Origin of the sequence: Aquamicrobium ahrensii (assembly GCF_040545755.1) — a bacterium.
Lineage (GTDB): Bacteria > Pseudomonadota > Alphaproteobacteria > Rhizobiales > Rhizobiaceae > Mesorhizobium > Mesorhizobium ahrensii.
Map to the genome: position 1 here is coordinate 54566 of NZ_JBEPMN010000008.1, position 12122 is coordinate 66687.

Genomic DNA, 12122 nt, shown 5'->3' on the forward strand with positions numbered 1-12122 from the left:
CGTCAGAGGCCGAGATCGCGCTTGCGGCCGAGCGACCAGTCGATGCCGCCTCCGCTGCGGGCGACGCCGGAGATGTGCTGGCCGAGCTTGTGTTCGATCTCGCGGGACCAGGGCACGAGCTGGAAGCCGCGCCCGCCGTCCGGGGCGATGCCCTCGATCACGGCGAAGCGGCCGGAGGAGAGCGCGAGCTGGCGGCGATAGGTGCCGGCGACATATTCCCCGGCCTGGGCCTTCACATGCGACAGCCCGGTCTCGGCCGAGAGCTGCTCGCCCACGGCGTCGAGTTCGCGCCGGCGCAGCGTCGCCAGAAGATTGCGTTGCAGGACGATGCGCTGGCTTTCGCGGCGGGCGAAGCCCTCGTCGGCGAGATGTTCGGCGCGCGCATCCATCGCCTCGTGCACCTCGCGGCCGAAACCGCCCATGCCGAGCGGCATGGGGTCGCGCTCGACCAGCCGATGGTCTAGCCAGGTCGCACCGGGCGCCGTGATCTGGCCCTGGAGATCGAGGTCGGAGCGATTGGCGAGGACGATGGTGGGGCGTGGATCGTCGTGACCGCCGAAGCGGCGGACCTCGACGATGCCGCCGATCGGTGGCGTATGCTCGAAGGCTTCGATGCCGCGCAGGCGGACGTGATGGGCGCGGCCGTCGGTGCCGTCGATCACGGCATAGGCTTCGCCGGTCAGCTCGTCATGGAGACCCTTGTCAACCAGGCGGCCGATGATGGGCGGGCCGTCCTTGGCCGTGTCGATCGTGAAGTCGGCGATGCCGCGTTCCTCGCCCAGCCCCGCGAAGGCGCGGTGCATGGTCTTGATGATGTCGCCGCGCGTGCCGAGATCGCGCAGCGTCCGCTCCGCGCCCGGCTCGACGAACCATTCGTTGACGCCGGCATCGGTGGCGAGGCCCATCTTGTCGAGATGGCGCAGGCGGGCGACCAGCAGCCGGCGGATTTCGGGATCGTCCGGTCCCTTCGCCTCGGGCCGCAGGTCGATATAGCCCAGCTCGTTGGCCTGGCGTGCGATCTCCCGATCGAGCCGCGTCCAGCGTTCGGCATCGACCTCTCGCGCGAGACTGGAACGGATCTCGTGCTCGGGCTTGGGGCCGAGTTCGGCATCGACCAGTTCCTCGGCGCGTCCGCGCAGGCCATGGCTGATATAGTCGCGCGAGATGACGAGATCGGCGCCGGTCTCGTCGACGCCGCGCATGATGACATGCACATGGGGGTTGTCGGTATTCCAGTGATCGACGGCGATCCAGTCGAGACGGGTGCCGAGATCGGCTTCCATTTGCCTCGCGAGATCCCGCGTGAAGGCGCGCAGGTCTTCCATGTCGCCGGCGTCTTCGGGGGAGATGATGAAGCGGAAATGGTGCCGGTCGTCCTGGCAGCGATCGGCGAAGGCGAGATCGTCGGCGCGGTCGTTGTCGGCATCGAACATGACGCCCTTCTCGCCGTCGCGGCTGACGCCTTCGCGCTTGAGATAGGAGAGGTGCGCCGAGATCGGCGCGGAGCGAAAGGCGCGGCCCCTGTGCCGGGCGATCCGCGCCTTGGCGACGACGCGACGACGCGAGCCGAGCAGGCGGCTGCGCGACACGACATTGCGGCCACGGCCGAAGGTCGAGCGGCCGGCGCTGCCGCTCCTGCGCCCCGATCCCGATGCTGATCCGCTGGCGGGCGCATTGCTCGCCTGCTTGGCGGCGCGCAGCACCTGATTGATGAAGGTCTTGGTGCGCGGCGCGCGGGTCGAGCGCGGCTTGCCGGGGCGGATGCGAAACTCGTTGTCGTCGCCGCTCATGCGCGCCTCCCAGGAGGCACGGCGAAGCCGCGCATACGAAGTGCCTTTGATTTTGCTGGCAAAATCGCCCATGCGTATGCACGACCGACCGCCTTATGCGCAAAACACCAAGCCATTCCAATGGCTTGACGGTGGTTTGCGCGGGCGCTTTTACCTTGCCGTATTCCAGTCGCCGTGCCCCTTCCGGCCCGCGACCCTTCCTTTCCTTTCCGGCACTCCGCTACAGCGCGAAGCCATGCGATCCGGCTCATGGGGCGCCTCCCAAGCCGGATCGCACGACGAACAGAGCCTCGGCCGGGGCCGGCGCGAGCGAATCGGGCGACGCGGCAGGCGCATCCGAAGGTGCGCCGGCGCTGCGTTCGCCGTGCAGGCCGCGTGCATGTTCCGAGCCAGCTGGTGCCGTGACGAAGAGAGGAGCTTCGCGCCAGTCGGTGACGCGCGACGGACCGGCGAGCGTGCCCGGCGCGAGCGGTTCGCCGGCGAGAACAGGCGAGAGCGCGGCGACGTAATCGCGCGTTTCTGGCGGCAGGCCGCGCTCACCGGCAAGGTATTCGTCATACCGGCCGGGACCGAAATTGTAGGCGCCGAGCATGTCGGTGACGGTGCGGTAGCGGTCCCACATGGCCCGCAGGTAGGCCGCTCCGGCGAGGATGTTGTCGCGCGGCTGGAAGGGGTCGTTGCCGAGCCGGTGAAGAGCGCGCTGCTCCTCCCAGGTCGCGGGCATGACCTGCATCAGCCCCATCGCCCCCGCCGGCGAAACGGCAACCGGATCGCCGCTGCTCTCCGCGCCGAGAACGGCGACGATCCAGGCGACCGGGATGCCGAAGCGTTGCGCGGCGTCGGCAATGTCGGCTGCATAGGGACCGCCGGTTTCTGGGCGTCCGGCCTGCACGGTCTCGGCCAGAACCGCGGGCACTGGCGCGAGGCCGAGGGCAAGGCCGGAAAGGAGAAGGAGGAGTGCCGCGCGTCGGACGGCGGAAGGCCATCCGACGCCGGCGGGACGTTGAACCGTCACTTGTCGGCCCCCTCGGCCCGCTTCGTCCGCTGGTCGTTGGTGTGGAGGCTCCAGGCGGTGTCGTCGTCGTCGCTGTCGCGGAAGAGGTTGGCGCGCAGCCAGCCGAACAGCGGGCTGTAGATCTCTATGGAGACGAACTCGCCGGCCTTTTCGCCGACATGCGACCAGCCCGCGCCGATGTCGCGGCCGTCTTCGCCGCCGAGCAGGATGCGGTAGGCCGGTGCATTGTCGGCGTCCGAGGGTTTGGCCGAAACGAAGGTGAGCGGCGCGTCGATACCGAGCGTCTCGAAGCGACCGGTGAAGCCGGTTTCCGTGCGGGTGAAACTGCCGAGGTCAGCCATGCTATTGTCTCCTGTGGTTGATGGTTGCGGAAGGCTCACGGCTGCTTGGCCGGATCGGTGAAGCGCCAGCGAAAGCGTCCGTCGCCGTATTCATCGGTGTAGAGAGGGAGCGCGCGGCCGATCACGGCCGAGGTGGGAAGCGCGCCGAAATAGCGGCCGTCGAGGCTGTCGGCGGCGTGCCAATTCATCAGGAACACCTCGCCCTCGGCGATGACGCGGCAGCCCTGCCATTGCGGCAGGTCGCGGCCGAAGCGGTCGCGGGCCTGCGCCTCGCCATAGGCGTGATCGTAGGCGATCACGGTCGCGCCGTGGCGGCAGACCTCGGCGCCCGGCAGCGCCAGGACGCGCTTGAGGAGCGGCACGCCGCGCGGCAGGTAGCCGCGCGCGGCGAGGAAGGCGGCGAGGTGGTCGGGCGGCAGCACCGCGACCAGATCGCCGACCTCGATCGCGCCGGCCGGGGCGATTCCGTAGAGCCCGATCGGCACACTCGGAGATGCGTTCCAGATGAAGCGCGGCGCCTGACCGGTGACGACGGGCGCGGCGACCAGAGCCGCACCGGCGAGCATGGCGATCAGCGTGACGCGGCGCGGGCTCATGGCAGGATGCTCCGGCGCGCGCGCCAGGCGTCGTGCTGCTCGCGCGTATAGAGGCGCGGCTCCACACCGGCGGTCAGCCGGTTGTGGACGTGCCGCCAATACGCCGGCGCGGCGTCTGCCGCGTCGATGCCGAGCGCCTCGATCGCGTCGACGAGCTGGAGCACGCGCTCGACCGTCGGCCAGCCGTGGAGCTTGAGGAGAAGGTCGCCGCCGGGGCGCACGAAGGGGAGCGTCTGGAACGGCTCGCCGCGTCCGATGGCGCGCAGGATGTCGATGCGCGACACGACGGTCCCGTAGTCGTTCGAGGCCCAGCGGATGAAGGCGAAGACGCTGTTCGGCGCGAAGCCGACGACGCGGCTGCGCCGGTCGATCGTCCGCTGGTAGATCGTCCGACCGAAGCGGATGCGGTGCTCGATCCTGCCTTCTTCCCAGGTGAGGTGAACCAGCGTGGTGAAGGCAGGCGCGTCGTCGGGCAGCGCGTGGCCGCCCATGCGGCCGGGCTGGAAGCCGCTCATGGCGTTCCTCCCTCGGTCGGTGGGAACTCCCGCACGAACAGGTCGCGGAGCATGTCGGCGACCGTGACGCCGCGCTGGAAGGCAGCGATCTTGATGCGGCCGCGCAGCGCCGGCGTGATGGACACGGTCAGCCGCGCCGAATAGGCGTCGGCGGCATCCGTGCGCGGCGGCGGTGCATCGCCGGCCTTGATCCAGCTATCGGGATCGGCCGGGTGGGTGGCGAAGCCGCGCCTGTCCGTGCCGGCCGTCATGACGGGCCTCCGTCATGGAACGGCAGCACGCTGGCGATGCGGTCGCGGGCGCGGTCGGCCATCGTCGGGTCGATCTCGCAGCCGATATAGCGCCGGCCGGAGAGGCGGCAGGCTTCGCCGCCGGAACCCGAGCCGGCGAACCAATCGCCGACCAGGCCGCCTTCCGGGCAGCTCGTGCGGATGAGGATTTCGAGAAGGGCGGATGGCTTCTCGGTCGGGTGGATGGCGCGGCCGTGGCAGTTGCGCAGGTAGATGACCGAGCGCATCAGGCGCGGCCCACCGTCCTGGCTGACATAGTGGCCGGCGTCGATCTGGCCGGTATGGGGCGGACGCTGCTTGCGCCGCACCGTCCGGGCCGTCGCATTGGGCGTGGTCTGCGGATCGTTGTAGATGTCGCGCCAGGGCGTCTCGGCGCGATAGAACTGGACGGCCAGCTCGTGGACCCGTTTGAAGCGGTCTGCATGAAAGCTCGTGCCGTTCTGCTTCTCCCAGACGATCTCCTGGGCGAGCCGCAAGCCCGCGTCGGCGAAGCGGTCGGCGGTGGCCATGAAGCTGCGCAACGAGCCGAAGACCCACATCGAGCCGGTCGGCGCAAGCGCGGCGCGCGCGAGCGCCAGCCAGCCCTCGACGCGCCGATCCCAGGCGAGCGACGTGTCGCCGTAAGGGGGATCGGCGAGGATCATGTTGTAGGGGCCGTGGGCCGGCATGCGATCGCGGCAGTCGCCGGACAGTATGATTTCGGGAAGCACCATCATGGCGCGGTCCTCCCGATGCCGAGACGCGCGACCTCGCCCGCCAGCGCCGCGATTTCGCGCGCGGCGGGCGACTGGCGGTCGATGTCCGAAGCGAGTCGCCCGGTCTGCGCGGCGTCGGCGAAGACGACACGCTGGCCGACTGTGGCAGCGAGCAAGGGCGGATCATGGTCGACCAGCGTCTCGGCCGTCTCACGAGCGATGACGGTACGCGCTCCGCAGCGATTGAGCACGAAACGGGCGACGAGCTGCGGCCGGTAGATGCGGGCCTCGGCGAGCGGCGACGGCTGCACCGGGATCAGGACGAGATCGGCGGCGAGTAGCGCGGAACGCATCAGCCCGGCGACGCGCGGCGGGCCGTCTATGACGACGTGATCGACGGCGCGGGCAAGCTCGGGGGCTTCGCGGTGCAGCGTGTCGCGCGCCAGGCCGACGACGCCGAACGCGCGGGCCAAGCCCTCGCGCGAGCGTTGCTGCGACCAGTCGAGGGCCGAGCCCTGCGGGTCGGCGTCGACGAGGGTGACGCGGCTTCCGCGCATGGCCAGCTCGCCGGCGAGATGTAGGGCGAGCGTCGTCTTGCCGACGCCGCCCTTTTGATTGAGCAACGCGACGATCATCGGCAGCCTCCCGGCGGATCGAGAGGAAGCCGGGGCGTGTCGGTCGCAGAGGTATCGGCATCGTCGCTCGCTGCGGCACGCTGCGGCGCGAACGGCACGCTTTTCTTCGCGGCTACGCTGAGGCTTCGGGCGGTGTCGTGGATGAGGTTTTCCACATCGCGCGCGCGCCCTTCAAAGTTATTCTTATTGTTAGACTCTAAGTTAAGGCCCGGAATCGTCGTTTCGGGCCAGAAGCTTAGCTGCGGTCGTTGCGTGCGGAGTACAGAACCCCCTGCGTGCGAAGTACAGATAGCGGGTGCGTGTGGAGTACAGATGCCTTCCACATCTTTTCCACAAGCGCGGGCTACGGCATTCGCGGGCCGGATGTGGAGCAGTTCGCGACGGTCTTCGACCTCGCGGAAAAGCTGGTAGCCCGGCAGCGGCTGGCGCAGGATCAGGCGGCGCAGATGCAGCGCAAAATCGGAGGCGCGCACGAGGCTGCCGGACTTTTCATGCAGATGCGCGAAATCGAAGCGCCAGCCGTGCGGCTGATGTCCGGCGTGCTTGCGGGCGATGCGGTAAAGCCAGCGCTCCAGCCCGCCTGTCAGCCGGAAATAGGCGGGATCAATCGCCAGCACGAGCGTGCGATCGATGACGCCGCGATAGAACCAGTCGGGGAGCACGAACTCCATGCCCTCGGCCTGTCCATCGCGGCGGGTCAGCACTTCCCATTCGTTGATCCAGGAGAACTGGTGCCGCCGCCAGTGCTCGCTTTGGCGGATGGTAGTGCGGATCGAGGTGGATTGCAGCCGGTCGAGCGCGCGCTTGAGAAGATCGTAGGCGCGGATCCCGATGCCGCGTTTCGTGGCCGTCAGCAACTGGTACGGCGTGAAGCGCAGAAAACGCGATGTGGTCAGGCCATGGTTCTGCGCATCGACGATCTGGCTGGCGGCCCAGATCAGAACGTCGGCGTCCCAGATCGTGGCCATGCCATGTTCCGGGACGGCGAAAACCTCGACGCGGACCTCGCCGGCCTCGTAGAGGATCGGCACGGTGCGCCGTGATTTCGCCAGCGAGAAGAACGGGCGCTCCATCAGGTCGCGCTGGTCGCGCGGGCTGGCGTCGCCCGTCGCGATGACGAAAGGATCGAGGCGCGTGCGCTCGGAGCTGGGAAGGCGTCGGGACATGCGTGATGGCCCTCAGCGCGCCGGGCGGCCGGGCGCGGGATAGTGCTGCCTGTTGCCCGGCAGGGCGGGCAGCACGCTGCCGCGCGGATCGGAGGTCGAGGCGACCGTGCCGCGCTCGGCCCAGGCTTCGAGTTCGTCGATCGCATAGACGACGCGGCCGCCGAGCTTGCGGAACAACGGCCCGGTGCCATAGGTCCGGTGCTTTTCCAGTGTGCGGGGCGAGAGACCGAGAAAGTCTGCGGCTTCCCTCGTGCGCAGAAAGCGCGGCGGCAGGAGAGCGGGATTGGGGTGCATGGATGCCTCCGTGGCTCTGGGGGATGTCGCTCGGGGCGAGCGGCGGTCAGGGGTCACGGTGGCGAAGAAGCGGGGCGCAGGGAGTGGGGAATTTCAGGGGGTGTCAAATATCCCCACCCTGACCGGGAGTGGTCAGGGTCGGCGGCGGAAGCGTAGAAGCTTGATATAACCGCCGGCGATCATGGCGGTGCCGTCACGAATGAGATCGCGCACCGTGTCGCGGAGTGGCGAGGATTGCCAGTGCTCCTCGGCGATGCGTTCGACGCCGAACAGCACCTGTGCGATCTCGCGCTGGCTGGTGCGATGCTGGCGGGCGTCGACGGCGCGCAACATCACCTTGAGGCGTCGTCGCTGTTGCGCGGTCATGCGCTGATCGGGCGGAATGCGGTAGCCGGCCAGGTGGCGCAGCAGGCGATCGAGCGCGGCGACGCGATCGAGACCGTCGCGGTCGAGCGCGATAGCAACCGATATCGGATCGTCGGGCCGAATCGCAGGATCGGCGACCAGATGCAGGCCAGGGCCGATCTCGCGCAGGAGGAGATGGAGTTCGTCTGGCGCGACCCTCTTCTCACCAGAAAGGAAGGCGCGCAGGGTGATGGCTCCCTCCCGCGCGGGCGCCGGGTTGCCCGCCACCCGCAAAATAGCGGTGTCGGCGGTCTCACTCCAGAAGATCGGTTGGTCGCCTGCCGTCAGACGTGGCCGGGCCGCGAAATCGCAGCCCCCAGCGGCTCTCCATCGGTTCGGGGAGCGGCTTGCCGAGGCGGTCTGCGCGCCGCAGGTCACGATAGTCTTGCTGATAGTCGCCGTTCCGGCGCAGACACTCCCAGGCGAGATGATCGACGCCTGCCTCGTCCATAAACCCATAAGCGGACTCTGCCCGCCAGCGTGACGTGTCGGGTCTCATGATATTCCTCCCAGGCTACGAACGCAGGTCAAACGGGAAGATGATCCGGCCGGGTTGCGCGCCGCGCAAGTGCCTGAAGCCGCAAACCGCCTTGCCTTGTCAGCAATGCGATGGGCTACGAAACTTCAGTTCAGGCGGCCGAGGCGCAGGATCTTGTAGCCGTGTTCGCTCATCCAGTGGGCGCGGGCGAGGTGCGTATCGTGTATCCGGCGGGCGCGCTCGGGCTCGGTGCCGGGGTCGATGCCGAACAGGATTTCGACGGCTTCCTGCCAGTCGGCGCCATCCGCCTCGGCATCGAGCAGGCGACAATAGAGCTTCACATGCGTGCGGTCGTAGTCGGTGAGAAAATCGCCGTCGGGCGCTTCATCACGAAAGGATAGCGTCGCCATTGCGCCCTTTCCCCAATTGCGACGTCTGGTGCGATGGCGCGCACATTATCACAATGACGTGATTGTTAAACGACGATTCACCATAACGCACGTGCATGCGGCATCGCGTCCGGTTTGGGGAAATGGCGTCAGCGACGAACAGTGTTCGGGACATCCAACATCACTCCGATATGCCGGTCGGAATTGATGAAGACAATGCCTGCCGCTTCCAACGCCCTGCGAACCCTATCGGCAGTACTCTCGAAGACGCGCTCACCATTGACCGACTCCATGCGCTTGAGCGCGGTCAGCGAAACGGCGGCCCTGTCTGCGAGCGTCTCCTGTGTCCAACCCAGCAATGCGCGCGCGGCCCGAGTTTGATGGGCGGTGATCATACAAGATCACCTCCCACCGGCACTGAGTCTCGCGCCAGAACTACGGCTATAATAGTCGTAGTTTACGAAAGAATCGAGCCAGAATCGCTCGTTGAGGCAGTCATGCGAGCGTAAGAGACATTGAGTGATTCGGCTGGCCGAGCGCCGGGCCGATGGTCGCCCGGCATCGCTCCTTACGAGGCGTACGGGTCCAGGTCATCGACGATGGAAATCCGGCGGCTTGTGCCACCGGATTTCCATCTCTTCCGGCCTAGAACGGTATTTCGTCGTCGTAGTCGGGCTGGCTGCCGTTGTTGTTTTCAGTCTGCTTCGCCCGGCTCAGGAAATCGACCGTCTCAGCGATGATCTCGCACCCGTAGCGGTCGTTGCCCTGCTGGTCCTTCCACTTCGTGTAGTGGATGCGCCCGCGAACCAGAACCTTCATGCCTTTCTCGCAGTATTGCTGGACCGTCTTGCCGAGGCCGTTGAAGCAGGTGATCCGGTGCCATTCGGTATCCTGAACCCGGTAGCCGTTCTCGTCCCGGACGACTTTGCCTTCCGAGTAGCGGGGGCGAGAAGTGGCCAGGGTGAAGTGGGTGATGCTGGTGCCGCCCTGGGTGGTGCGAGTTTCAGGGTCCTGGCCGATGTTGCCGGCGAGAATGATGATGTTCTGCATTTTCAAGTCTCCGTTGCTTCTCGGAGGGACCATCCCTCCGACGAGACCCGGCCAAGGCCGGCGGGAGACGCCTGCAACTGCCTGCTCGCTGGCAGCTCGCCCATAAGGCCCGGAGTGGAGCGGGCAGCCGCGCTTGCGCGGCAACACGGTCCGGAGCCGCGTGGGTTGCGGCCGGAAACCGCACGGACTTAGGGGATCAGTCAGTCGGAGGGATGGCGCCGCTGAGACGAATACGAACCGAGGCGCAGAGCAGAACCATCCTTGCCGTCAACAGCAAACGGTCGGGTCCGCTCACCACCCACGGATGGGCGGCACCTGCCGCTCTCCTCTTCAAGCCACCCGCGTCTGTGCTAGGGGACGCTGGCTGGGAAGAAACCAGACAAGCTTATCGGGCTATGAGGCGCGGAATCGCACCGCATTCGCTTAAATAGCGGAGGGATCGGTCAGGCAGAGTTGGGAAAGGTGATGAAGGTGATCGTGGGCCGCATTCATCGCTATGTGGATCGGCACCTAGGCAACGACCGCTACGGGTGCGAGAGGCGTCCCATATCCGAGCCTCCACGGTCAGATGAAGCAGGCTGGAAGCGACGGCATGGCAGCAGAACTGACGTCACATGCCTATTTTTGGCAGGAAAGACGGAACCCGGCGGGACAAGCCGCCGTACTTTCATCGTGGGAATGACGGACCGCAGTCGCCGCATCAACGAGAGAAGACAGAGACACCAAGCGCGTTCAGATTGACCATGGCGGCGATCCCGATGAACAGGCCGCCTGCTCCGCCGAGCAGATTGAGTACTATCGTCGAGTCGATTGTGTTCTTCGTGACGCCATGCACGAGGGCGTAGCCGGCAATGGCGGCAGGGATCGCGAACATCGCGAGCGCAATCACACGCAAGGCCGGGTTCTTCGCGAAGCCGAGAATGCCGATCACCAGCGCGATCGACAGCAAAGCGGCTCCCGCGCCCGCAAAGCCGCTCATGAATATTCCGGCGCCGCCGGCCCAGGCATACTGCGCGGCCGAGATCGCAACCATGACGGGCAGCGCGTAAATCGCGAGATTGTAGGCAATGATGCAAAGCATGATCGTCAGCGAGATAGCAAGCAGGATCAGCGTCATGGAAACCTCCAGAAACGGTTGAGGATCACGGCAGGCTGCCTATGGATACGCTCCGCCTGCGACTATGCTACTGTTCCGGTTCTGCAAGGATGGTTCATATGAGCCATTGACCTCTCCAGTAGTCAAGTATTGGCGGCTGGAACAGCCGCTAGGCGGCGGCGCTTACGCGCCACCGTCGAACTTCATGACCGGGATGCCGAGCTTACGGGCCTTGTCCGCCAGGTTCTCTTGAATCCCGCTGCCGGGGAAGACGAGAACACCGACCGGCAGGACGTCGAGCAGAGCGTCGTTGCGCTTGAAGGGTGCGGACTTGCCGTGCTTCGTCCAGTCGGGCTTGAAGGCGACTTGGCGCACACCGCGATTGTCCGCCCATTTGGCGGCGATCAGTTCGGCGCCCTTGGGCGAACCGCCATGCAGCAGCACCATGTCGGTGTGTTTTGCGCGTACCTGATCGAGCTTCGCCCAGATGAGGCCGTGGTCATTGTAGTCGAGACCGCCGGTCAGGGCGACTTTGGGACCGGGGGGCAGCATTACCTCGGTCTCGGCCCGGCGTTTCGCGGCCAGGAAGTCGCGGCTGTCGATCATCGCGGCGGTGAGATTGCGATGGTTGACCATCGAGCCGGTGCGGGGACGCCAGGCGGCGCCCGTGTGGCGCTCAAACTGTTCGGCGGCGACGTCGCGGAAGAGTTCCATGCTGTTGCGCCGTTCGATAAGGGTCTGCCCCTCTGCCGTCAGGCGCTCCAGCTCGACGGACTTAACCTCGCTGCCGTCCTGTTCCCGCTGAAGGCGGCGCTGCGCCAGCTCGTTGTCGTCCAGCTCACGCTCCACCCGGCTGGTGGCGCGGTGGAAGAGATTGGCAGCCCCCCAGAGCAGCTCTTCGAGATCGGGTTCGAGACGGGTGTCACTGAGCGTCGCCACAAGGGCGTCGAAGATGTCTGTGACGGCGCCGGCGACGGCGTTGCCTTCGGGAAGCGGCCTCGGGTCCGCTTCATCCTGAAACGGGCGCCAGCCGTAAAGCTGGAGTTCGGTGAGGACGTGATCGGTGGGGGAAGAAGTGTGAACCGGCTCGAAACCCGTATCGTCGTCTTCGTGCATCATCGGGAGCTTCCTTCGTCTGGAGCCGCGCCCATCGCGGCCTTCGCAGGCGTCGAAAGCCCACGGGCGGGACGGGCTGGCACCCTCGCGCTCCGGCGAGGGCTCGATGGCCGGGTTCGGGTTATTTTGACTTTCGCGATGCAAAGGCGGCGCAGCCGCCGGCGGAAAATAACCCGAACGCGGCCATTGCCTGCCCGGATCGTTTGTGGGCCGATCGCCCTCTGGGAAGGTCGTGGGCGTGGCCTCTCCGA

General features: G+C 66.8%; 17 protein-coding genes. All 17 read right to left on the reverse strand.

What is annotated here, in order from left to right; all coding sequences use genetic code 11:
- Window positions 1-2 precede the first annotated feature (2 nt).
- Window positions 3-1790, reverse strand: a complete 1788-nt coding sequence (locus tag ABID44_RS11680; protein ID WP_354151886.1) for a relaxase/mobilization nuclease domain-containing protein — start codon at window positions 1788-1790, stop codon at window positions 3-5.
- Between the two features lie 247 nt (window positions 1791-2037).
- On the reverse strand, window positions 2038-2706 hold the full coding sequence (locus ABID44_RS11685; protein WP_354151887.1) for a lytic transglycosylase domain-containing protein: 669 nt from the start codon (window positions 2704-2706) through the stop codon (window positions 2038-2040).
- 95 nt (window positions 2707-2801) lie between these two features.
- A complete protein-coding gene (locus ABID44_RS11690) occupies window positions 2802-3146 on the reverse strand; it encodes a DUF736 domain-containing protein (protein ID WP_354151888.1) in 345 nt (114 codons plus the stop codon).
- Between the two features lie 35 nt (window positions 3147-3181).
- On the reverse strand, window positions 3182-3742 hold the full coding sequence (locus tag ABID44_RS11695) for a S26 family signal peptidase (protein WP_354151889.1): 561 nt from the start codon (window positions 3740-3742) through the stop codon (window positions 3182-3184).
- Window positions 3739-4257 (reverse strand): DUF2840 domain-containing protein, encoded by a 519-nt coding sequence (locus ABID44_RS11700; RefSeq protein ID WP_354151890.1) that lies wholly within the window; start codon window positions 4255-4257, stop codon window positions 3739-3741. The genes ABID44_RS11695 and ABID44_RS11700 overlap by 4 nt, the downstream gene beginning before the upstream one ends.
- A complete protein-coding gene (locus ABID44_RS11705; protein ID WP_354151891.1) occupies window positions 4254-4508 on the reverse strand; it encodes a hypothetical protein in 255 nt (84 codons plus the stop codon). Before ABID44_RS11705 ends, ABID44_RS11700 begins: the two co-directional genes overlap by 4 nt.
- On the reverse strand, window positions 4505-5263 hold the full coding sequence (locus ABID44_RS11710) for a DNA-methyltransferase (RefSeq protein WP_354151892.1): 759 nt from the start codon (window positions 5261-5263) through the stop codon (window positions 4505-4507). The genes ABID44_RS11705 and ABID44_RS11710 overlap by 4 nt, the downstream gene beginning before the upstream one ends.
- Window positions 5260-5877, reverse strand: coding sequence for a ParA family partition ATPase (parA, locus tag ABID44_RS11715; protein WP_354151893.1), 618 nt, complete (start codon window positions 5875-5877; stop codon window positions 5260-5262). Before parA ends, ABID44_RS11710 begins: the two co-directional genes overlap by 4 nt.
- Complete coding sequence (locus tag ABID44_RS11720) at window positions 5874-7043, reverse strand: replication initiator protein A (protein WP_354151894.1); 1170 nt, start codon at window positions 7041-7043, stop codon at window positions 5874-5876. Before ABID44_RS11720 ends, parA begins: the two co-directional genes overlap by 4 nt.
- A gap of 12 nt (window positions 7044-7055) precedes the next feature.
- On the reverse strand, window positions 7056-7337 hold the full coding sequence (locus tag ABID44_RS11725) for a helix-turn-helix transcriptional regulator (protein ID WP_354151895.1): 282 nt from the start codon (window positions 7335-7337) through the stop codon (window positions 7056-7058).
- A gap of 132 nt (window positions 7338-7469) precedes the next feature.
- The gene (locus ABID44_RS11730) at window positions 7470-7970 is read right to left on the reverse strand and encodes a DUF2285 domain-containing protein (protein ID WP_354151992.1); all 501 of its coding nucleotides are present in this window, start codon (window positions 7968-7970) and stop codon (window positions 7470-7472) included.
- A gap of 25 nt (window positions 7971-7995) precedes the next feature.
- On the reverse strand, window positions 7996-8241 hold the full coding sequence (locus ABID44_RS11735) for a transcriptional regulator domain-containing protein (RefSeq protein ID WP_354151896.1): 246 nt from the start codon (window positions 8239-8241) through the stop codon (window positions 7996-7998).
- Window positions 8242-8366: 125 nt separating this feature from the next.
- Window positions 8367-8630 carry a DUF2285 domain-containing protein gene (locus ABID44_RS11740; protein WP_354151897.1) on the reverse strand — a complete coding sequence of 88 codons (264 nt, stop codon included), beginning with the start codon at window positions 8628-8630 and terminating at the stop codon, window positions 8367-8369.
- A 128-nt stretch (window positions 8631-8758) separates the two neighbouring features.
- A complete protein-coding gene (locus tag ABID44_RS11745) occupies window positions 8759-9004 on the reverse strand; it encodes a helix-turn-helix domain-containing protein (RefSeq protein WP_354151898.1) in 246 nt (81 codons plus the stop codon).
- Between the two features lie 250 nt (window positions 9005-9254).
- Window positions 9255-9659 (reverse strand): single-stranded DNA-binding protein, encoded by a 405-nt coding sequence (locus ABID44_RS11750; protein WP_354151899.1) that lies wholly within the window; start codon window positions 9657-9659, stop codon window positions 9255-9257.
- Window positions 9660-10359: 700 nt separating this feature from the next.
- Window positions 10360-10776: a hypothetical protein gene (locus ABID44_RS11755; RefSeq protein WP_354151900.1), complete on the reverse strand. Its 417-nt coding sequence runs from the start codon at window positions 10774-10776 to the stop codon at window positions 10360-10362.
- A 162-nt stretch (window positions 10777-10938) separates the two neighbouring features.
- Window positions 10939-11871: a DUF2493 domain-containing protein gene (locus ABID44_RS11760; protein WP_378226829.1), complete on the reverse strand. Its 933-nt coding sequence runs from the start codon at window positions 11869-11871 to the stop codon at window positions 10939-10941.
- Window positions 11872-12122: the final 251 nt, after the last annotated feature.